The following is a 19,873-nucleotide window of genomic DNA, read 5'->3' as shown; positions in this document are numbered from 1 at the left end:
GATGCCCCCGTGCTCACACCTGGATGTCCCGCGCTCCCTCCGGTGACAGGAGGAGTGTCACTCATGGCTCAGGGATATTCGTTGAACATCGGTTTGAACTCGGTGGACCCGGCGCACTACGCGGGCTGGGATGGAACGCTCACCGCCTGCGAGGCGGACGCGGAGGACATGGAGTCCATCGCGAAGGAGCGGAAGTTCTCCACGGTGCGCAAGGTGCTCACCCGGGACGCGACGCGGGGCCGCATCCTGAAGGAGCTGGACGAGGCATCCCGCGTGCTCCAACCCGGGGACTTGTTCCTGCTCTCGTACTCCGGACACGGCGGGCAGCTCCCGGACCGCAACAGCGACGAGTCGGACGCGCAGGACGAGACGTGGGTGCTCTTCGACGGAGAGCTCATCGACGACGAAATCCACTTCGCGCTGTCCAAGCTGAAGCAGGGCGTGCGCGTGTTGATGTTCTCCGACAGTTGTCACAGCGGCACGGTGAGCCGGGTGGCGTACTCGGCGCTGAGGAGCAGCGGCAGCCTGGAGATGCTGGCGGACACGCTGCATGACCCGTCGCCGGGGGAGCGGCGCTTCAAGGACCTGCCCACGGCGATTGCCCTGCGCACGTACCGGGACAACAAGGCCTTCTACGACGACATCATGGCGGGCCTGCCGAAGGAGGACCCCATCGCCAGGACGAAGGCGACGGTGCTGCTCATCTCCGGGTGCCAGGACAACCAGCTCTCCAGCGACGGAGCCTTCAACGGCCTGTTCACCGCGAACCTGCTGCGCGTCTACAACAGCGGGAAGTTCCGGGGCAGCCACCGCACGTTCCACCGCCGCATCGTCCGGCGCATGCCGCCGATACAGTCGCCCAACTACTCCATCGTCGGAGTCCCCAGCCGCGAGTTCGAGCGGGAGACGCCCTTCGAGGTGTGACAGAGGGCCGAGGGGGGACTGATGGAGTCCCTCCACGGCCCTCGTCGTGAATCAGTGCTCGCGCGAAAGGCTCAGTACGCCTTGGAGAACACGATGCGGCCCGGCGAGTCCTCACCGGTGACGACGCACTTGCCCGGCTCCTGCTTGAGCGCGAAGGGGCGGTTGCGCGTGGTGAGGCCCGTCTCCTCCTTGATGCGCGCCTCCACCTTGGCGTCCAGGTTCCAGTGGGCGAGCAGGAAGCCCGCGTCCGCCTTCTCCTTCATCTCCTCGTAGGAGTTGACCTCGAAGGTGTGCTCGTCGCGGAACGTCTTGGCCTTCTGGAAGAGGTCCTTCTGCATCTGGTCCAGCATGGACTGGGCCTTGGCGGCGGCCTCGCCCAGCGGGATGAACTCCTTCACCTTCAAGTCGCGGCGCACCATGACGCAGGTGCCCTTGGCCAGGTCCTTGGGGCCAATCTCGATGCGCACGCAGGTGCCCACCAGCTCGTGCTCGAAGTACTTGAAGCCGGGGCCCTTGCTGTCGTCGTCGTCCACCACCACGCCCAGGCCGGACTTGCGCAGGTCGGCGGCGAGCGCGTGGCTCTTCTCCAGGACCTGGGCCTTCTCCGTGTCGGACGCCTTGCCGAAGATGGGGATGATGACCACGTGGGTGGCGGCGAGCTTCGGCGGGACGATGAGCCCCGAGTCATCCGAGTGGGTCATGATGAGACCGCCGATGAGGCGCGTGGAGACGCCCCAGGACGTCTGCCAGACGAAGTGCTCGCGGCCGTCGCGACCCTGGAACTTGGTGTCGAAGGCCTTGGCGAAGTTCTGGCCCAGGTTGTGGCTGGTGCCGGCCTGGAGCGCCTTCTTGTCCTGCATCATGGCTTCGATGCTGTAGGTGCGCAGGGCGCCGGCGAACCGCTCCGACTCCGACTTGCGGCCCGTCATCACGGGCATGGCCATGTAGTCCTCGGAGAACGTGCGGTAGACCTCCAGCATCTGGAGCGTCTCCTTCTCCGCGTCCTCTTCCGTCTCGTGACAGGTGTGGCCTTCCTGCCAGAGGAACTCGGTGGTGCGCAGGAACAGGCGGGTGCGCATCTCCCAGCGCATCACGTTCGCCCACTGGTTGATGAGCAGGGGGAGGTCCCGGTAGCTCTGCACCCATTTGGCGAAGCTGCGGTTGATGATGGTCTCCGACGTGGGTCGGATGACGTAGGGCTCCTCGAGCTTGGCGCCGCCCGCGTGGGTGACGACGGCGAGCTGGGGGTTGAAGCCCTCGACGTGCTCGGCTTCCTTCTTGAGGTAGCTCTCGGGGATGAGCAGCGGGAAGTAGGCGTTCTTGTGGCCCAGGTCCTTGAACATCTTGTCCAGGACGCGCTGCATGTTCTCCCACAGCGCGTAGCCGTTGGGACGGATGACCATGCAGCCCTTCACGTCCGAGTAGTCGGCGAGCTTCGCCTTCTGGACCAGGTCGACGTACCACTCGGAAAAGCCCTTCTCTCGGGGCGTGAGCTTATCGGCCATGTGCTGAGCACCTTTTCAAAGTCGTTGAAAGAGGACGGTTGCCTACGCTGGGGCCACCCGGAAATCAACGCTCCCGTCGTCCCAGGACGTCCCTCGGCTCGTCCCCGGACAGGTCGTTCACGCTGTGGGGGCCTCGCATGGGACACGAAGCAGGTGGTGGTGTGTCACGGAGACGTACGGGAGCAGGGTGCGCGCGAGGCACGGCGCGCGTCGTTCCGCCGGCTCGCGGGCCGAGGCCGCGCGGGCGGTACTGCTATGAAGGGGCCTCATGGCCCGTTTCCTTTCTCCAAGCACCAGCTGGGTGAAGTGGGGTGGTAGGTATGCCTACCTGCTCCTGCTCGGGGTGGGGATCGGGTGCGCTGCCTCTCGGCGGTACTACCTGCACTCGGAGTTACCGAAGCTGGAGAAGGACGACGCGCTGACGATTGCTCCGGGGCCCTGGCCCGAGGTGCCAGCCGTGGTGTCGGAGGTGGCCAGTGTGCCCGATGACCTCGTGCTGCCGGCGCTCCACGCGTTGATGGCCTTGCCGGGCGCGATGGGCGCCTGTGATGCGAACAGCCAGCGGCCTCGTGCGGATGCCTCGGAATATTGCCTCGCCATCTACCGGACTCCCGAGGATTGGCGCGTGTCGTGGCCCATCCGGAACACGCAGCGTTCGATGGATGCGTGCGTGCCACCCTTCGGTGGCGTGACGGATGCGGACTTCCAGGGGGAGCTGCCTGTCTTTGGTTATGCCCACAACCATCCATGTGGAACGGGCATCAGCGGCCAGGACCTGTCCGTCTGGCCTTTCGCCAAAGTGGGAGATGGCGCTTGGACCATGGTGGCCTACGGCACCACTTCGAGTGGGAAGCTGGCCCGTGATTCCAACGGACAATTGATTCCCGCGTGGGGTTGGCTCGTGACCGGATATCCGTCCGCGCCTCGATAAATGGAATCAGGTGGGCGAGGTGTACGCGTGGGATGATGCGACCCATCGCTGGCGGTTCGAGGCCACTTGTCGTCCGCGTCCTCCCAGCTCCTTCCTGCCTGGGGGAGCCTTGCCGGACTGTTCTTCGTCGCCGCGTCCGTAGAAGGTGCGCCATGCCCAATCCGCAGCTCGTCATCCTGTTCGTCTCGCTGCTGGCAGATGGTGGCGCGCTCCCTCCTCGCGCGGATGCCGGGGAGCTGGACGCGGGAGTTCGTGTCGTCGCGCCAGGACCTGCGCGGGCCGACGCGGGGACGACGGATGCCGGGTTCGGAGCCAGGTCAGCCATCCCCTGGCCCGAGGAAGAGCTTCAGCCGTTGGCCACCCTGGATGGGTCCGCGGTCCTCGCCGCGCATTCCGTGCTGACGCAGGTGCTGAAGCACTTTCCCAAGGAGGCCGGGCGCTCGTGTGCGTTCTCACCCCGCGCCTTGGAGGTGCTCGTCGCGCGCAAGGACGATTGGCACTTCGTTCGCGTCAACCGACGCGTGGACCTGTGCCCGGGATTTGGCCCCGGCGTCCAACTCGAGACCGACTGGTTCGAGCTGTACGCGGTCTCTCCTGATGGACGCGTGGAGCGGTATCCGTATCACCCGTGAGCAGGCAGGCATCACGGGTCGCCGCGGACCCTTTGTACCGGGAATCTGGAGTCGTCTCGCGGGGATGCAACGCGAGCGTCACACCCTGGGGGATGCTGGGAAGCGTTGGCGCATCGCGCTATGTAGTGCTCTCCATTTTTCCACGGGTGTTCCCACCTGGAGGCTTCATGCGGTCGATTCTTCCGTCTCTCGGAGTGGCTGGTGCGCTGACGGCGTGCCTCGTCTCCGGCTCCGCCTTCGCCTATGCCACTGGCCAGACGGGCTACAGCGGCAAGGACAGCTCGCTGACGTGCGCGAGCTCGATGTGCCACTCCATCGGTGGCGCCGTGCCCACCGTGTCCATCGAGGGCCCCGCGACCCTGGAGCCCGGCCAGACGGGCACCTACGCCTTCGTCATCACCGGCGGCCCCGCGGTTCGCGGCGGCTTCGACGTGTCCCTGGATGGCGCGGGCACCCTCAACCCCGGCACCGGCTCGAAGAAGGTCTCCGGCGAGATCACCCACACCCAGCCCAAGCCCTTCACCAGCGGCACCGTGCGCTTCGACTTCACCCTCGTCGCCCCGTCCACCGGCACCACGCTCACCCTGTTCGGCGCGGGCAACTCGACCAACGGCAACGGCGAGGACACCGGTGACGCCTCCGCCGTCACCACGCTCAAGGTGAAGGTCGGCGACGGTGGCGGTGGTGGTGAAGAGGACGACGGCGGTGGCTGCGCCGCGGCCGGTGGCGCGCCCCTGCTGGGCGCCGTGCTGATGCTGCTCGGCGCGCGTCTGCGTCGCCGCGACGCGTAAGCGGTCGGCTGCTCCTCAATCAGGCACCGAGGGGGCGGGGAGACAGGGGGCGACGGAGCGGCCTAACATCCCGCCCTCGCTCTCCATGCACCTCCGCCTCCTCTCCCTGCTGCTCGTGCTGGGGCCGTTCGCGTGTGCGACAGGCCCCGGTCTCCTGCCCCCGGAAGTCCCGCTCGCCGCCGTGCACCGCGAGCCGGGGACGCTGCGGGTGATGACCTTCAACATCCAGTCCGGTGCCCGAGGCCTGGACGGCGTGGCCCGCGTCATCCGCGCCTCCGTGCCGGACCTCGTCGCGCTCCAGGAAGTCGACGTCGGCTCCACGCGCGCCGGCGGCATCGACCAGGTGGAGGCCCTCTCGCGCCTCACGGGCCTGCCTCACCGCGCCCACTTCCGCACCACGGACCTGCACGGCGGCGCCTATGGCCTCGCCATCCTCTCGCGCTTCCCGCTGGAGACGCTCGCGCAGTACCCGCTGCCTGTGCCCTCGGGCTCGGAGCCGCGCACGCTCGCGCACGCCGTGGTCTCCGTGGATGGCCGCGAGGTGAGCGTCTACCTCACGCACCTCATCCGCCGCCCCTTCAACAACGCCACGCGCCTGCGCCAGAGCGCGTACGTGGCCCGATTGCTCGCCCAGGACTCCCGGCCACGCCTGCTCCTGGGAGACCTCAACGACGACCCGGACTCGCACTCGGTGCGCCTGCTCCGCCGTGACATGCGCGACGTCGTCGCCGCCACTGGTGGAGCGAGGGGCACCTACCCGATGCCCCTGTTCCTTCCCACGCTGCGCATCGACTACGTGCTGGCCTGCGAGGCCTTCACGCCCGTGGCCAGCCGCGTGCTGAAGGTCTCCGCGTCGGACCACTACCCCGTTGTCGCGGACCTTCGGCTGGACGTGCTGCCTCCCGCCGCCGCGGAAGGTCAGCTCACGTTGAAGCGATAGAGCACGTCCGGGTCTCCCCGGGTGTAGCCCTTGAGGACCTCGTGCTTGAGGTCCTTCGCGCCGAGCACCGTCAGGCCGCCCCACGCGAAGCCCATCACCGACAGCTCGAAGTACACGTGCGGCTTGGGCACCTTGATGATGTGCAGGTCCGTGTGGCCCTGGCCCGGCAGCACCTCCAGCTCGCCCTCGGTGAAGTAGCCCTTCCAGATGCCGGGCGTGAAGAAGAGGAAGCGGCGGAAGTCCCCGGGGCTGAACATCGCCTTGAGCTGACCCTGGCCCAGCGCGTACTCGGCGGACTTGATTCCGAACTGCCACCACGCGTTGGGGTCTCCTGAGTAGAAGCGCTGGAGCAGCTCCTCGTTGAACCGCAGGAACGCGTCCACCGGGATTCGCGTGACGGGGAGGATGGGCAGGGTGAAGACGGGCTCGCGCTTCTTGATGTCCGCGATGAAGTCCTTCCACGCCTGCTCACCGTGGGACTGCACCGCCATCTGCTGCCGAGCCAGGAACGCCACGCCTTTGACTTCCATCCGTGTCCTCCACTGCCAGACCCCGCGCGGGGCCGCGCTCGGGGGATTCCGTCCCGGCTTCCCCGGGAAGGATAGGGTGCGACAGCGTCGCTCGCAGACGACGCCCGCCTGCTATTCGAGCTGAAGACCGCAGTCGGCGCAGGCGCCCGCGACCAGGGGCGCCACGGTGCCGCAGGCGGGGCAGGGAGGTTCACCGTCCTCCGTCGCGGGCAGCACGAAGGGCGAGGCGCCGTCCGCCAGCACGCCTTCGCGCTGGATGCTGTCCATCCAACGTTGCTGGAGCAGCGTCGCCACACGCACGCCGTCCTCGGGACGCACCAGCACCTGGAACTTCGGGCTGCACCCGGGCTTCGCGCACGCCTCGCGGTGTACCAGCGCGGGGACGTCCGCCTCCAGACATGCATCGACCAGCCGCCGGGCGTCCGCCAGCGCCATCTCCGCGCACGGCACCAACTCCGCCTCGGCCAGCACCTTCGTCACTTCGTCCTGGGTCATCACCCGGGGGATTGGAGCCCACGCACGGGCTCGCCGTCCAGCGGCGCGCCATCTTCTCGGACCTGAGGGCACCTCGCGCTCGTCCTGTCGCATCCCCACCCTGCCGTCGCTTCCTCGAGTTTCCATGAGGCGGGTGGGGGCACGACGCGATGTCTCATGGCGCACGGGGCTGGGGAGCCTGCTGGGCGTGGGTGTTGCTGGCCGTGGCCTGCGAGCGGCCCGAGCAACTGGCGGCTCCGAGCCCCTCCGTGGAGGCGCCGCCCGCCGCCGCGAGTTCCTTGAAGGAGAAGCCGCTGACGGGAAGGACGCGCTGGCTGCGCTCGCTGACCGGCGCGGGACGGGAGAGCGCCGCGGGGCTCGCGCACGACTCGCGTGGCAACGTGGTGCTGGCGCTGAACTCGGAGGCGGCGGTGGCGGACCTCTTCGGGCCGCTGCTGGTGCCAGGCTCCGGTGCTCCCTCATCCCAGCGGTTCGGGGTGGCGAAGTACGGCACGGGCGGCGAGCGGATGTGGTCCACTTCCCTGCCAGGCTTCGCGGAGGCTGTCACCGTCAGCTCGCGCGGGCATGTCCTCGTCGCGGGTCGCAATCCGGAGGGCGCGGACCTGGGCGGCGGGCCGCTGCCAGCGGGGCGCTTCCTGCTCAAGCTGGGGCGGGACGGAGACTTCCTCTGGGCTCGGAGCCTGGGGGCGCTCGGCGTCTCGCCCGACTTCGTCCTCCGGCGCGTGGAGACGGACCTGCTGGGCAACGTGGTGCTGGCGGGCACGCTGCCCGACGCGAAGCTCGGCGGAGTCCCCGCGCTGGTGAAGGTGGACGCGAAGGGCGGCTACCTGTGGACGTATGCGCACGAGGAGCCGGGGGAGGCCTCGGGCGTGGCGGCGGACCCGGAGGGACACCTCTACGTCACGGGGTTGCTGCACCCGCCGCGCTCGCCGGTGGCGCTCGACTCGCAGCCGTTCCTCGTCAAACTGGACGCTCGCGGGCGGGCGCAGTGGGAGCAGCGGCTCGACACGGGGGCAGGTGGGGCCACCGGGGTGGCGGTGCATGGCAACCGCGTGCTCGTGACGGGTGCGTTCTTCGCGCCGCTCACCTTCGAGGCGCGGACGCACGCGGCGGAGCCGGGTGGCAGCGAGGCCTTCGTGGCAGCGTTCGACCGCGAGGGCACCCCGCGCTGGCTGCGGACCTTCGGCTTCGAGGGACTGGACCTCGCGACGGACGAGGACGACGGCGTCACCGTCGTGGGCCGCTACGCGCACGGTGACGATTTGGGCGCGGGCCCCGTGGTCGGTGCACCGGGCGGCGCCCTCAACCTCTTCCTGGTGAAGCTGGACCGCGTGGACGGCGCGTTGCGCTGGGCGAGGGGCTTCCCGATGGCGCCATCGGGGGATGGGGACTCCTTCGCGGAGCGCTGCTTCGTCTCGTCGTCGAGGAAGGGCGCGAGTGCGCTGCTGGGCGCGCGTCGCTCCTCGATGGACTTCGGGACGGGAGTGCTGAGCGAGCCCGAGGGCGGGGGGCAGGAGCTGTTCCTCGGAGGCTTCGAGCCCTGAGGAAAATCGGCGAACGGGGCGGCTCGCGGGTAACGTGGAGCGCGTGCCTCCAACTTCGCTGAGGGCGCGGCCGGGACGCGCGCGTCGACTCCTCGTGGTGTCCGTGGGCGTGGTGACGTGTGGCGTGTTCGGCCTCGCGTGGGCGGTGGACCGCTTCGGGCAGCGCGAGCGCGTGGAGTCCTCCGACGCCGTGGTGGTGCTGGGCGCGCGTGTGCTGGCGGGAGGTGTCCCGTCCGGAGCGTTGCGGGCACGCACGGAGAAGGCGGTAGAGCTGTACCGACGTGGCGTGGCGCCCAGGCTCGTCTTCTCCGGAGGCGTGGGCGTGCATCCACCCTCGGAGGCGCGGGCGATGCTCGCGCTCGCGATGAGGTTGGGCGTCCCCGAGGAGGCGTGCGTGCTGGAGGAGGAGAGCCACTCGACGGACGACAACGCGCGGCTGACGGCGAAGCTGCTGCGTGAGTTGGGCGCGCGGCGCGTGGTGGTGGTCTCGGACCCGTATCACCTGCTGCGCGCGCGACAGTATTTCCGGCTCAATGGCTTCGAGGTGAGCACCAGCCCCGCGCTGGAGACCGAGCGCAACCTGCACTGGGTGGACCGTTTCTACTGGACGGTGCGCGAGGCCATCGCGCTGTTGCTGCATCCGCGTGTGCTGTGGGCTCGCGCGCCTGGGGACGGAGCGGCTCCGGCTCCCTGAACGTGGGCCGCGTCCATCCGCCGCGCAACGTGGACGTCGTCACGATTCTGGTGCTGTGAGTTCGCAGCTCGCGCCGACCTCCGGCACGGTCCGCCGCGCCACGTGGACGTCGTCACGACTCTGGCGCAGTGAGTGCGCGCAGCTCGCGCCGACCTCCGGGAACTGCCACGCGCAGCAGCACGGGCTCTCCCGGCGTGGACTCCTTCAGCACGCGCGCCAGGTCCGTCGCGCGGCGCACCGGCTGACCGCCCGCCTCCACCACCACCATGCCCGGCATCAGCCCGGAGCGCTCGGCGCTGGAGCCCGGCACGACGTCCGTCACCAGCGCGCCCGCGCGAGGCAGCTCCTGCGCTCGCGAGAGCCTCGGGTCCATGTCCGACAGGCTCAAGCCCACGCGCTGATGCGGCGGCTCCGCGTGCTCCTCCGGCGGCTTGCGCGAGGCCACTCCCTCCAGGTCCGGCCGCGTGCCCAGCTTCGCCTTCAGCTCCGTCTTCTTCCCATCGCGATAGACGGTGAGCGGCAGCTCCGAGCCCGGCGCCTTGAGCGCCACCGTGCGCGTGAGCGCGCGACCCGAGGCGATGGGGCGTCCTCCCGCCGCGACGATGATGTCATCCGGCTTCAGGCCCGCGTCGGCGGCCGGCGTGCCCTCGTTCACCTCGGTGACGATGGCGCCCTCCTCGCCCTTGGCCACGCCCAGCGCTCCGCCCAGGTCCGGCGTCAAATCCTGCACGGCGACGCCCAGCCAGCCCCGCGTGACGGCGCCCTTCTTCTCCAACTGCGGCAGCAGCTCCTTCACGAGTGAGCTGGGCACGGCGAACCCGATGCCGGAGCCCTGTCCGATGATGGCGGTGTTGATGCCGACCACCTCACCGTGGAGGTTGAACAGCGGCCCGCCGGAGTTGCCCGGGTTGATGGCGGCGTCCGTCTGGAGGAAGTCGTCGAACGGCCCCACCTGGATGTCACGGGCCTTGGCGGAGAGGATGCCCACGCTGACGCTGGAGGCGAGCCCGAAGGGGTTGCCGATGGCCACCACCCAGTCGCCCACGCGCAGCGCGTCCGAGTCTCCCAGCTTCACCACCGGAAGCCCCTTCACGTCGCCCTGGAGCTGGAGCACCGCCACGTCCGTGAGCGGGTCCGTCCCCAGCACCTTCGCGTCCATCTCGCGCCCGTCGGGAAACTGGACGCGTATCTCCGTGGCATCCGCCACCACGTGGTTGTTGGTGAGCACCAACCCCCGCGCGTCGATGACGAAGCCGGAGCCCAGGCCCTGGCGCGGGCCTTCGTCACGCGGGTCCTCGAAGGGAGAGCCAAAGGGCATGCCGGGCATGCCTCCGCCGAACGGAGAGCTCCGCCCATCTCCATTCCACGGAGAGCCGGAGCGCGAGCGACGCGCGGGGGCGGCCTCGCGCACCTCCACGTTGACGACGGCCGACTTCACCGACTCCACCAGCGGCGCGATGGACGCGAGCGCCCCGCGCATGTCCGGCGGCATCGGCTGCTTCGCGGGAGCGGCGCTGTCCGGGGCCACCTCGGGCGAGGGCGTGGCGGCGGACTCCTGCTCAGCGGTTGGCGGAGGAGCGGGCTGGGCTTCGTCCTGCCCGCGGCGGCAGCCCGCGAGTGTCAGGACCAGGCCCACGGCCACCGCGCGTCTGCTTGCTTTCATCGCGTGCCTCCCCTCGCATCAACGCCGCGCTGCCATGGTGCGGAAAGTCGTCCATCGGATGCGCCGGGCCTCGCCGGGCACGGAAGGACGCCGCGTGTCACTTGAGGTGGGGCGCCTCGGGAGAGAAGGCACGAGGAAGCGGGCCTTGCTCGCCCGCTCCACGGGCTTCAGGCCGAGCGCTCGCGGGCCGTCGTCGCGGCGCTCGGAGGCCCCAGCGTGTCGATGCGGCGCAGCAGCTTCTCCAGGATGCGGAAGAGCGCCTTGCGGTCCACGCCGTCGAGGATGGAGAGCAACTGGCCCATGCCCTGGGTCATGAAGCGCTCGAGCCGCTGGTAGGTCTGCATGCCCTCGGGCGTGAGGCGACAGCGGACCACGCGACGGTCGGCCGCGCTGCGCTCGCGCTGCAGGTGGCCCTCGCGCTCCAGCCGGTCGACGAGCCCGGTGACGGTCTTCTCGGTGACGCCCAGTCGGCGAGCAAGCTCGCCCATCGTGAGCGAGCCATCCTGGCCAAGCCAGAGCAGCGCATGCACCTGCGGGGCCGTGAACTGGAGCTGCTCGCAGGTGCTGGCGATGGGGTCACGGAGCGAACGGCGCCGGCCCAGCGCGAGCAGAAGCTGCTGGAGCTTCAGCACGTCCGCCGAGATGTCCTCATCCTCTTTAGGGTGGATATTCCGTGACACGGAGTATGGCTTAGCGGGCAGGGCCCCACGGGTCAACCCGTTGTCACGGCGTGGGCAGCCGTGCGGACAATGCGCTCCCCATCGGGGGGAGCTAAAGGAGCGTCCAGGAGTGCGTACCATGTCCAGGCTGTGCGTGCTGTCCCTGATGCTCGTGGCGGGGCTCGCGAGCGCGGAAGAAGGCCTCGTCTTCGCCGCCGCGAGCACCACGGATGTGCTCCAGGAGTTGAAGCCCGCCTTCACCGCGGCCACCGGCCATTCGGTGGTGTTGGCGCCAGGCTCGTCCGGAGACCTGGCGCGTCAAGCGATTGCGGGGGCTCCCGCGGATGCCTTCCTCTCGGCGGACGTGGCGAGGATGGAGGCCGTCCAGCAAGCGGGTCTGGTGCAACCCGGGACGCGAGCCGACCTGCTGTCCAACCGGTTGGTGGTGGTGGTGCCGGTGGACTCGAAGCGGAAGCTCGCCGGGCCCGAGTCGCTGAAGGGACTGAAGCGGTTGGTGTTGGCGGACCCGGCCATCGTCCCCGCTGGGGTGTACGCGAAGGCGTGGCTGGAGAAGGTGGGGCTGTGGAAGGACCTGGAGTCCAAGGTCATCCCAGCACTGGATGTGCGGGCCGCGCTGTCGGCGGTGGAGGCGGGCCGCGTGGACGCGGGTGTGGTGTATGCGACAGACGCGGCGCAGTCGAAGAAGGTGCGAGTGGCGTTCGAGGTGCCCCAGGCGGACGCGCCCCACATCGTCTACCCGGTGGCGGCGCTGACGAAGGGCAAGGCACCCGAGGTGGGGAAGGCCTTCGTGCGCTTCCTGCAGACGGAGCCCGCGCGCGCGGCCTTCCGGCGACATGGCTTCATCGTGCTCGCGCCGGATGCGGGGAAGCCCGCGAAGTGACCGACGACACGACGGGGCTGGTGCTGTTCACGGTGAAGGTGGCGGTGGTGGCCACGCTCATCATCCTCCCGCCTGGAGTGGCCGCGGCGTACGCGCTGGCGCGCTGGCGAGGACCAGGGCGGGGCTTCGTGGACACGGTGCTCGCGCTGCCGTTGGTGCTGCCGCCGACGGCGGTGGGCCTGGTGCTGCTGGAGTTGTTGGGCCGCAATGGTCCGCTGGGGCGGATACTGGATGCGGTGGGCGTGGAGGTGGTCTTCACGCCTGGGGCGGTGGTGCTGGCCAGCGCGGTGATGGCATTTCCCTTGTTGGTGCGCTCGGCGCGTTCGGGCTTCGAGGAGGTGGACCCAAGGCTGGTGGCGGTGGCGCGTACGCTGGGGGACACGCCGGCGCGAGCGTTCTTCCGGGTGACGCTGCCCCTGGCGTGGCGCGGCGTGGCGGTGGGCGCGCTCCTGGCGTTCTCCCGCGCGCTGGGCGAGTTCGGCGCGACGGTGCTGGTGGCGGGGAACATTCCCGGACGCACGCAGACGCTGTCGCTCGCCATCTTCCAGCACACGCAGTTGGGGCAGGACGCGCGAGCGCTCCAGTTGGCGGGCATCGCGGCGTTGCTGGCCTTCGTGGCGGTGTACGCCACGGAAGGGCTGACGCGCTGGCGGGGACGGCGGGTGCGCGCTTGAGCCTGGAGGTGTCCGTGAGCTTGGGGCTGACGCGTTGGCGGGGACGGCGGGTGCGCGCTTGAGCCTGGAGGTGTCCGTGAGCTTGCCGCTGGCGCGCTTCGCGCTGGAGGTGGACGTGCGGCTGGAGGGCGCGTCGGTGGCGGTGATGGGCCGCTCGGGCTCGGGGAAGACGTCGCTGCTGGAGGTGCTCGCGGGGCTTCGACGCGGCGCGCGCGGGCGAGTCGTGGTGGGAGGGCGCGTGCTGTTGGACAGCGCGGCACGCGTGGACCTGGCGCCGGAGGCTCGGCGCATGGGGTACGTGCCGCAGGACGCGCTGCTCTTTCCCCACCTCACAGCGGAACAGAACGTGCGCTATGGCGCGCGCGCGGGCCGGCCGTCGCGCGTCGACGAAGCCGTGGCGCTGCTGGAACTGGGGCCCATGTTGCACCGCTATCCGGCCACGCTGTCGGGCGGCGAGAAGCAGCGCGTGGCGTTGGCGCGAGCGCTGGCCACGGACCCGGCACTGCTGTTGCTCGACGAGCCGCTGGCCGCGCTGGACGTGACGCTGAAGGAGCGCGTGCTGCCGTACCTCTTGCGCGTGCGGGACGAAGCACGCGTGCCGATGCTCTACGTGACGCACCAGCTTGGCGAGGCGCGGGTGCTGGCGAAGGAAGCCCTGCTGTTGGAAGACGGGCGCGTGCGCGCGGCGGGGCCCGCGTCCGAGGTGCTGGGTGCCTCCGCACGCGGACTGCTGGCCTCTGAAGCCGAGGGCGAGGAGAACATCCTCGAAGGCGCGCTGGAACGAGTGCCCGAGGGTGGCACCCGGTTGCGAGTGACAGAGGGTCTGTCGCTCTGGGTCCCCGACGCGCCGGAACTCCCGCCAGGCACGCGCGCGGCCTACGCGGTGCCGGCCGAGGACATCCTCCTGTCCATGGGACCGCTGTCGGGAGTGTCAGCGCGCAACGTGCTCGCGGGCAACGTGGTGGGTGTGGAGCGCGTGGGGGCAGGGGAGGCCGCGGCCACGGTGGACATCGCGGGAACGCGGTGGGTGGTGCGACTCACGGAGGCCTCGGTGCGTGAGCTGGGCGTGGCTCCGGGAGTCCGCGTGCACCTGGCGGTGAAGACCTCCGCGTGTCGCAGGCTGCGATGAGCCGCGAAGACAGTGCCGCTGCCCACCCCCAGGGTGACGAGACACCGGACAAGGTGTCCCATCCCCTGGAAGCGGGCAATCACATCACGTGCTCAGTGCAGGCGCTGGTAGAGGACGTCGAGGAGTGAGCCGTCGTCGCCGCTCAGCTCCCAGAACATCGCGCCGCCCAGGTTCTTGCTCAGGATGTAGTCCGACTTCGAGTGGAGCGTCTGCGGGTCGTCATACGCAATCCACACCTGGGTGGACGGGCTGTAGACGTAGGCCTGCTTTGCCTCGGGGTGGATGAACTTGGAGTACCCGGAGCCGGCGCGCTCGTAGTTGGCCTTCACGTCCTTGTAGTCGAACACGCCCGTCAGCCCGGACTGGCCATCATCCCAGGTGCCGCGCGTGGGCACGCCATTCTGGAACAGGCCGTTGTTCACGTTCGGCACGCCGCCCCAGCCACGGCCGTAGAACGGAACGCCGACGACAATCTTGTTCGGCGCGACGCCCAGCTCGAGCATCTTCGCCACCGAGCCATCCGTGTAGAAGCCCGTGCTCGCGCCCGGGTCATTCGTCACGCGGTTGAGCGCCGAGTGGAAGTTGACCGTGCTCTCGAAGGAGCCGTGATAGTCGTAGCTCATCACGTTGATCCAATCGAGGATGTTGGACAGGTTCTTCGTCTCCTGCTGGTTGGCGAGCAGGGCCGGCGAAGCGCCCGTGGCGATGGTGAGCAGGTACGGCTTGCCCGTCTGCGCCGTCACCGCGTTGAGCTGGCTGCGGAACTCCGCCATCAGCGCCGTGTAGTTCTGCTTGTCCGCCGGGTTGTTGGTGTTGCCGGGCAGGCCGCCGCCCACCGGGTACTCCCAGTCGATGTCGATGCCGTCGAAGACGCCGGTGCCATTCACCGGGTCCACGCCGGGGTACTGGCCCTTGATGAACATGTCGACGCAGGACTTCACGAACGCCGTGCGGGACGCCGCGGTGGCCGCCACCTGCGAGAAGTACTTCGACCACGTCCAGCCGCCGACGGAGATGAGGACCTTGAGGTGCGTCTGCGTCCGCTTCAGCTCCTTGAAGGCGCGGAAGTTGCCGCGCAGCTGCCCGGGGTCCCACTCGCCCGTCCAGCCGCCGCCCTTGTCGATGTCCGCGAACACGTCACCGAGGACGCACTTGCCATCCGCGGAGATGTTGGAGAACGCGTAGTTGATGTGCGTCAGCTTGGCCGCGGGGATGTTCGAGACCTGGTAGTTGCGGCCGTAGATGCCCCACTGGGTGAAGTACCCCACGATGCGCTTGCTCGTGTTGCCACCGGGAATGGCCACCGTGACAGGGACCTCGCGAGTCCCCACGTTGCCGGCCGCGTCGAAGGCCCGGAAGATGTAGTTGTAGGAGCCGTTCTGCGCGGCGCTGGAGAAGCTGCGCGTGAAGCTGTTGCCCGTGGAGACGACGGTGCCGTTCTCCAGGAGCTCCACCCGCGTCACACCCACGTTGTCCGAGGCGGTGGCCGTCAGCGTGACGGAGCCCGCGGCGGTGATGTTCGTGGCGCTGGCGGTGAGCGTGACGGTGGGCGCGGTGGTGTCACCGGGGATGGTGATGGCCACCGTGACGGGGACCTCGCGCGTGCCCACGTTGCCGGCCGCGTCGAAGGCCCGGAAGATGTAGTTGTACGTGCCGTTCTGCGCGGAGCCGGAGAAGCTGCGCGTGAAGCTGTTGCCCGTGGAGACGACGACGCCGTTCTCCAAGAGCTCCACGCGGGATACGCCCACGTTGTCGGTGGCCGTGGCCGTCAGCGTGAGCGAGCCCGGCGCGGTGATACGCGTGGTGCTGGCACTGAGCGTGACGGTGGGCGCGGTGGTGTCGCCGCCTCCCGCGGGCCCCAGGTCCAACCACAGGGACGCGACGGCAGGAGGCGTCCAGTCCGCTTGCGACGTGTGCGCCTGACGGCACTGGTAGAGCCGACCACCGTAGGTGACTTGCGTGCCCACCGAATAGGCGACGCCCACCGACCACTCCGTGGCGAGCGGGGCCTTCATCACGCTGCCAGGGCCCTCGCCCTGCGAGGAGGAAACGTCCTGCCCGCAACCGCCAGCGGACAGAGCTGTCACCATCAGTCCAATGAACCACTTGCTGCGACGCATGCTTGCTCTCCTCGGTGCGAGCCCAGGGCGCACCACGCGTCGTCCACGCGTGGTTGGCTCGGGAACCCGTTTCCAGGAAGGAGGCTTGGACCTATTATTCCGGGTTAATGCCTCGCGGCATTCCGAGGAGAAATCGGTGTGAGGCTTTGCGGTGGACGGTGTGGATGGAAGAACACGCGCTCACCGGAAGCAAGGCCTGTATGGCCTCAGTGCCACTGTTCGTTTCCACCCACCCACGTGGCCTGCACGGAGAGGTCCTCGCGCAGCAGGGTGAGGTCCGCGCGGTATCCGGCGGCGAGCCTGCCCAGTCGCCCCTCCAACCCGAGCGCCTGGGCGGGGTAGAGGGACGCCATGCGCAGGGCTTCCTCCAGCGGGAGGCCGAGCAGGCGGAGGCAGTTGCGCACCGCCGCTGACATATCGATGTCCGCGCCCGCCAGCGTTCCGTCCTCCGTCACGAGCCGGCCGTCCCGGCGCAGGATGGTGAGGCCGTACAGGGTGAAGGTGGACTCTTGGGTTCCCACGGGTGGCATCGCGTCCGTGACGAGAATCACCTTGCCGGGGGGCTTGGCCTTCAAGAGCTGGCGAAGGTTCGCGGGGTGGACGTGGTGGCCGTCGACGATGACGCTGCACCACGCCTCGTCCGCGCTGAAGCCCGCCTGGACGGGTCCGGGTTGGCGGCCCAGCACCGGAGGCATCGCGTTGAACAGGTGGGTGAAGCCGCGCACGCCGGCCGCGACGGACTCCATGGCGCGCTCGAAGCTCGCCGTGGTGTGGCCCGCGAAGAGGACCGCGCCGGCGTCACTGAGGCGTCGCAGGATGGCGTCCTCCACGCACTCCGGCGCCAGCGTCATCAGCAGTCGTCCGCCCGCGCAGGACAGCTGTGCCGCGAGCGCGGTGAGGGACTCGAGGTCGCTCGGCTCCGGCTGGCGGATGTAGCGCGGCGCGTGAACGCCGGGGCGCTCGGGGCTGATGAAGGGGCCTTCCAGGTGGATGCCGAGCACTCCGCCACCGGGACGGGCCATGGCCTCGGATGCGGCCGCGCAGGCGCGCGTGGTGAGGTCGGGTGTGTCGGTGATGAAGGTGGGGAGCAGGCCGGTGGTGCCCGTGCGCCGCATCGTCGCGGCGATGGCGAGCGCGGCGTCGACGGTGGGGGACTCGTTGAACAGGACGCCGCCCGCGCCGTTGACCTGGAGGTCGATGAAGCCAGGGGCGAGCAGGGTGTCCGAGGGCAGCGTGCGCGGGGTGATGCCCACGGGGGCGTCCTGACGCGGGACCACCGCGACGATGCGCTCGTCGTCCAGCACCACCGCGTGCCCGTCGAGAACGCCCTCCCCGGTGAATACGCGGGCGCCCAGCAGGACCTGCGTCATCTCGGGGTCTCCATCACCCCCGGGTCGAAGAGCTCGGCTTCGTGTGTGTCCACCGACATCACTCCTCCTCGGGTCGAATCCGCTGGATACCACCATGAGCCGCACAGTGCTGTCCGCATGATGGACAGAATGGTTGCTCGCCTGTCCGGTGTGGCGGAGGGCTTCACGGGGACCGTTCGATGGGAGCACGGTCGCGTGCCGACGCTTCGACGAACTGGAGCCAGGAGACACAGGCGGACCGAGGCCGGAGAACAGCGGCATCCGGAGGCCTCTCGATATCGAGGGACCGCTGAGGGGGCGGCGGGCCTGCGCGTGGCCCGCAGGCATCCGCATGTGCCTCCGTGGCCAGCATGTCTGGTGATGCTTCAGCGCTCGGCGACGCTTGGGATTGAACAACCCGCCGTGTGAACCCAGGCCTGGGGGTTGTTTCCTGGCGTGTGCCTCACAACTCCGTGGAGCGCTTTCGTTGAGCAAGCGCCTGGGCTGTGCCCCCGTGTACGGAAGAGGAGTCAGGTGATGCGGAGATTGCGGACGAAGACAGTCACGCTCGGTGTGGTCCTGCTGGGCTGGGTGGTGCTCTCGGGCTGCGGGCAACCCGAGGAGGGCGTGGCGCCCGAAACGCACGGAGACGACGTGGGCCGCCCCATGGCATCCCAGGAGGCCGTGGGTCCGCCGAGCGTGCGCGCGTGGCAGGTGCTGGACCCGGGCCTCATCTATCGCGGCAACACGCGCTCCTCGCGCATCGCACGGGACAGCGCGGGCAACGTGCTCACCCTGGCGAGCTACTGGCGAAACGGCTCCGAGCGCACGCTGGAGTTGCTCAAGCTGAACCCCTCCGGGCAGGAACTCTGGCGCAAGGTCTTCGCGTGGCCCGTGGCGCAGCTCCAGCCGGCCGAATCCGACTTCTATTCGTTCCCGGACCTGGTGGTGGATGCCTCCGACAACATCCTCCTGGCGGGCCACGCACCGGAGACGATGGACCTGGGCGATGGCGCGCTGGGCAAGCGCTCATTCGTGGCGAAGTTCTCTCCAGCGGGGACGCTGCTGTGGAAGAACGCCCTGTGTGACGAGCTGGGCATCCGCGCCGTCGCGGTCGACTCGCAGGGCGCGGTGTGGCTCGGAGGGCAGGTGGGCCTGAACTGCAACGTGGGTGGTGGTGTCCGGTGGCTGCTGGATGTCCCAGGGTGGCAGGGCTACATCGCGAAGTTCGACGCGAATGGCGACTACGTCTTCGACCGCGCGATAGGTGGCAAGGGCGACCGCGTGGAGGTCATGGACCTGAAGACCTCCTCGGACGATGGCATCGTCGTCGTGGGGTGGCGCTATGTCTTCAACCGCGGTCCGGACCGGGTGGCCTTCGTGTCCAAGTTCGCCCGGAACGGTCCGCACCGCTGGTTCCACGAGTACCCCGAGGCCACTGGCGGCTTCCACTCCGTCGCCGCGCTCGGGGACGACATCGTCGCGGTGGGCAGCTATTCGGGGACCATGCGCTTCAAGGGACAGGACTACCCGGGAGGCATCTGGGGACGTGGCAACATCGCCGTGTACTCGCTCACCGGAGAGGAGCGCTGGATGACGCTGCTCGGGGGCTGGGTGAAGGACGTCTCCACGGGCCCGCTTGGCATCGCGGTGCTGGGCGCGTGCGACGCCACCTGCCCGCCGCCCGAGGTCCAGTTCGGCGGAACGGATGGAGTCCTCGGGCTCTACTCCCCGACGGGAAGTCGACTCTGGGGCGTGGGGCTCGGGCCCTTCCACGGCGTCGCATCGGAGCTGACGTACCACCCCACGGGCGAGGTCTCCCTCACGGGGAACGTGGACGTCGATACGTCGTCGACGCCGTTCAGCGCGAAGCAATCCATCCAGCGACTGCGGCCCCAGTAGCGCGCGGCGCCTCCTCGCGTCAGAAGCGACCGCCGAGTCCGAACGAGGCCCTGTCCTGGACGACGTTCAGCGTGGGCGCGAGGCCCAGGGGAAGCGTGAGGCTCCTGGGCATCCTCGCGGCTGCGCGCGGCCGCCGGGTCCACTCCGATTCGATGGCACAGTCGTCGTCCCACTCGTCGCATGTCGGCTGCGTGTCGCCAGAGCCAAACGTCGCCAGGACCACAATCCCGGCCAGGGGGGCCAGGAGCAGCATGTATCCGCACCTGTCATGGCCATTGAGGCACAGGTAGGTGGCACCGATGAGCCCACCTCCGGCGACGACCAGTGCCAGGCCCAGGGCTACCGGAGACGTGGAGGTCTCGTCCGAGGTGTCGCTGGTGCTGGTGTCGAGTCCTCGAACGCCGTGGAACCTCAGCAGGGCGTACCGCTGGGACATGCGAGTGTCCCGCAGCCGCGCGGAACGTTCTCTCACAGGGAAGTCGAAGGGACG

Annotated in this window: 19 protein-coding genes; 11 read left to right on the top strand and 8 right to left on the bottom strand. The window is 69.3% G+C overall.

Translation table 11 applies throughout. The annotated features are described in order from the left end of the window. Positions 1–63: 63 nt before the first annotated feature. A complete protein-coding gene (locus G4D83_RS07850) occupies positions 64–924 on the top strand; it encodes a caspase family protein (protein WP_163864056.1) in 861 nt (286 codons plus the stop codon). 71 nt (positions 925–995) lie between these two features. On the opposite strand, the gene proS is transcribed toward G4D83_RS07850, so the two are convergent. Further along, positions 996–2,429, bottom strand: coding sequence for a proline--tRNA ligase (proS, locus tag G4D83_RS07845; RefSeq protein WP_163864055.1), 1,434 nt, complete (start codon positions 2,427–2,429; stop codon positions 996–998). A gap of 268 nt (positions 2,430–2,697) precedes the next feature. On the opposite strand from proS, the gene G4D83_RS07840 reads away from it, so the two are divergent. From G4D83_RS07840 to G4D83_RS07825, 4 genes are all read left to right on the top strand, one after another. After that, on the top strand, positions 2,698–3,360 hold the full coding sequence (locus G4D83_RS07840; RefSeq protein ID WP_240356204.1) for a hypothetical protein: 663 nt from the start codon (positions 2,698–2,700) through the stop codon (positions 3,358–3,360). A 152-nt stretch (positions 3,361–3,512) separates the two neighbouring features. Next, positions 3,513–3,992 carry a hypothetical protein gene (locus G4D83_RS45940; protein ID WP_240356203.1) on the top strand — a complete coding sequence of 160 codons (480 nt, stop codon included), beginning with the start codon at positions 3,513–3,515 and terminating at the stop codon, positions 3,990–3,992. Positions 3,993–4,159: 167 nt separating this feature from the next. Then, positions 4,160–4,783, top strand: coding sequence for an MXAN_6652 family MXYO-CTERM-anchored protein (locus G4D83_RS07830; protein ID WP_163864054.1), 624 nt, complete (start codon positions 4,160–4,162; stop codon positions 4,781–4,783). An 85-nt stretch (positions 4,784–4,868) separates the two neighbouring features. Further along, positions 4,869–5,723, top strand: a complete 855-nt coding sequence (locus G4D83_RS07825) for an endonuclease/exonuclease/phosphatase family protein (protein ID WP_163864053.1) — start codon at positions 4,869–4,871, stop codon at positions 5,721–5,723. On the opposite strand, the gene G4D83_RS07820 is transcribed toward G4D83_RS07825, so the two are convergent. Together G4D83_RS07820 and G4D83_RS07815 are read right to left on the bottom strand one after the other, a co-directional pair. Then, positions 5,702–6,253: a hypothetical protein gene (locus G4D83_RS07820; protein WP_163864052.1), complete on the bottom strand. Its 552-nt coding sequence runs from the start codon at positions 6,251–6,253 to the stop codon at positions 5,702–5,704. The two genes, G4D83_RS07825 and G4D83_RS07820, sit on opposite strands and share 22 nt — an antisense overlap. A gap of 111 nt (positions 6,254–6,364) precedes the next feature. Next, entirely contained in the window at positions 6,365–6,748 is a 384-nt protein-coding gene (locus G4D83_RS07815; protein WP_176434416.1) for a hypothetical protein, read from the bottom strand. 149 nt (positions 6,749–6,897) lie between these two features. Here G4D83_RS07815 and G4D83_RS07810 point away from each other — a divergent pair, with 149 nt between their 5' ends. Together G4D83_RS07810 and G4D83_RS07805 are read left to right on the top strand one after the other, a co-directional pair. Further along, positions 6,898–8,292 carry an outer membrane protein assembly factor BamB family protein gene (locus tag G4D83_RS07810; RefSeq protein ID WP_163864050.1) on the top strand — a complete coding sequence of 465 codons (1,395 nt, stop codon included), beginning with the start codon at positions 6,898–6,900 and terminating at the stop codon, positions 8,290–8,292. Between the two features lie 43 nt (positions 8,293–8,335). Next, positions 8,336–8,986, top strand: coding sequence for a YdcF family protein (locus tag G4D83_RS07805; protein ID WP_163864049.1), 651 nt, complete (start codon positions 8,336–8,338; stop codon positions 8,984–8,986). Positions 8,987–9,098: 112 nt separating this feature from the next. On the opposite strand, the gene G4D83_RS07800 is transcribed toward G4D83_RS07805, so the two are convergent. After that, positions 9,099–10,649, bottom strand: a complete 1,551-nt coding sequence (locus G4D83_RS07800; RefSeq protein WP_163864048.1) for a trypsin-like peptidase domain-containing protein — start codon at positions 10,647–10,649, stop codon at positions 9,099–9,101. Positions 10,650–10,816: 167 nt separating this feature from the next. Next, complete coding sequence (locus G4D83_RS07795) at positions 10,817–11,329, bottom strand: MarR family winged helix-turn-helix transcriptional regulator (protein WP_163864047.1); 513 nt, start codon at positions 11,327–11,329, stop codon at positions 10,817–10,819. Between the two features lie 118 nt (positions 11,330–11,447). Between G4D83_RS07795 and modA the strand changes: the two genes are divergently transcribed. From modA to modC, 3 genes are all read left to right on the top strand, one after another. Continuing rightward, the gene (gene modA, locus G4D83_RS07790) at positions 11,448–12,209 is read left to right on the top strand and encodes a molybdate ABC transporter substrate-binding protein (protein ID WP_217911314.1); all 762 of its coding nucleotides are present in this window, start codon (positions 11,448–11,450) and stop codon (positions 12,207–12,209) included. Further along, complete coding sequence (modB, locus tag G4D83_RS07785; protein WP_163864045.1) at positions 12,206–12,883, top strand: molybdate ABC transporter permease subunit; 678 nt, start codon at positions 12,206–12,208, stop codon at positions 12,881–12,883. The genes modA and modB overlap by 4 nt, the downstream gene beginning before the upstream one ends. Before the next feature lie 76 nt (positions 12,884–12,959). Further along, positions 12,960–14,012 carry a molybdenum ABC transporter ATP-binding protein gene (gene modC, locus G4D83_RS07780; protein ID WP_240356202.1) on the top strand — a complete coding sequence of 351 codons (1,053 nt, stop codon included), beginning with the start codon at positions 12,960–12,962 and terminating at the stop codon, positions 14,010–14,012. Positions 14,013–14,104: 92 nt separating this feature from the next. Here modC and G4D83_RS07775 read toward each other — a convergent pair whose 3' ends face one another. Continuing rightward, positions 14,105–16,132, bottom strand: a complete 2,028-nt coding sequence (locus G4D83_RS07775; RefSeq protein ID WP_163864043.1) for a glycosyl hydrolase family 18 protein — start codon at positions 16,130–16,132, stop codon at positions 14,105–14,107. A 206-nt stretch (positions 16,133–16,338) separates the two neighbouring features. Beyond that, complete coding sequence (nagA, locus tag G4D83_RS07770) at positions 16,339–17,502, bottom strand: N-acetylglucosamine-6-phosphate deacetylase (RefSeq protein WP_163864042.1); 1,164 nt, start codon at positions 17,500–17,502, stop codon at positions 16,339–16,341. A 516-nt stretch (positions 17,503–18,018) separates the two neighbouring features. Here nagA and G4D83_RS07765 point away from each other — a divergent pair. After that, positions 18,019–19,383 (top strand): hypothetical protein, encoded by a 1,365-nt coding sequence (locus tag G4D83_RS07765; RefSeq protein WP_163864041.1) that lies wholly within the window; start codon positions 18,019–18,021, stop codon positions 19,381–19,383. A 19-nt stretch (positions 19,384–19,402) separates the two neighbouring features. Here G4D83_RS07765 and G4D83_RS07760 read toward each other — a convergent pair whose 3' ends face one another. Next, positions 19,403–19,819, bottom strand: a complete 417-nt coding sequence (locus G4D83_RS07760) for a hypothetical protein (RefSeq protein WP_163864040.1) — start codon at positions 19,817–19,819, stop codon at positions 19,403–19,405. Positions 19,820–19,873: the final 54 nt, after the last annotated feature.

This window comes from Myxococcus eversor, assembly GCF_010894455.1.
Lineage (GTDB): Bacteria > Myxococcota > Myxococcia > Myxococcales > Myxococcaceae > Myxococcus > Myxococcus eversor.
The sequence above is the reverse complement of the archived record's forward strand: the minus strand, read 5'-3'. Positions and strand labels throughout refer to the sequence as shown.

Coding starts and splice junctions, on each gene's coding strand:
- G4D83_RS07850 (WP_163864056.1), top strand. CDS start 64: ATGGCTCAGGGATATTCGTTGAACATCGGTTTGAACTCGGTGGACCCG.
- proS (WP_163864055.1), bottom strand. CDS start 2,429: ATGGCCGATAAGCTCACGCCCCGAGAGAAGGGCTTTTCCGAGTGGTAC.
- G4D83_RS07840 (WP_240356204.1), top strand. CDS start 2,698: ATGGCCCGTTTCCTTTCTCCAAGCACCAGCTGGGTGAAGTGGGGTGGT.
- G4D83_RS45940 (WP_240356203.1), top strand. CDS start 3,513: ATGCCCAATCCGCAGCTCGTCATCCTGTTCGTCTCGCTGCTGGCAGAT.
- G4D83_RS07830 (WP_163864054.1), top strand. CDS start 4,160: ATGCGGTCGATTCTTCCGTCTCTCGGAGTGGCTGGTGCGCTGACGGCG.
- G4D83_RS07825 (WP_163864053.1), top strand. CDS start 4,869: ATGCACCTCCGCCTCCTCTCCCTGCTGCTCGTGCTGGGGCCGTTCGCG.
- G4D83_RS07820 (WP_163864052.1), bottom strand. CDS start 6,253: ATGGAAGTCAAAGGCGTGGCGTTCCTGGCTCGGCAGCAGATGGCGGTG.
- G4D83_RS07815 (WP_176434416.1), bottom strand. CDS start 6,748: ATGACCCAGGACGAAGTGACGAAGGTGCTGGCCGAGGCGGAGTTGGTG.
- G4D83_RS07810 (WP_163864050.1), top strand. CDS start 6,898: ATGTCTCATGGCGCACGGGGCTGGGGAGCCTGCTGGGCGTGGGTGTTG.
- G4D83_RS07800 (WP_163864048.1), bottom strand. CDS start 10,649: ATGAAAGCAAGCAGACGCGCGGTGGCCGTGGGCCTGGTCCTGACACTC.
- modA (WP_217911314.1), top strand. CDS start 11,448: ATGTCCAGGCTGTGCGTGCTGTCCCTGATGCTCGTGGCGGGGCTCGCG.
- G4D83_RS07775 (WP_163864043.1), bottom strand. CDS start 16,132: ATGCGTCGCAGCAAGTGGTTCATTGGACTGATGGTGACAGCTCTGTCC.
- nagA (WP_163864042.1), bottom strand. CDS start 17,502: ATGACGCAGGTCCTGCTGGGCGCCCGCGTATTCACCGGGGAGGGCGTT.
- G4D83_RS07765 (WP_163864041.1), top strand. CDS start 18,019: ATGCGGAGATTGCGGACGAAGACAGTCACGCTCGGTGTGGTCCTGCTG.
- G4D83_RS07760 (WP_163864040.1), bottom strand. CDS start 19,819: ATGTCCCAGCGGTACGCCCTGCTGAGGTTCCACGGCGTTCGAGGACTC.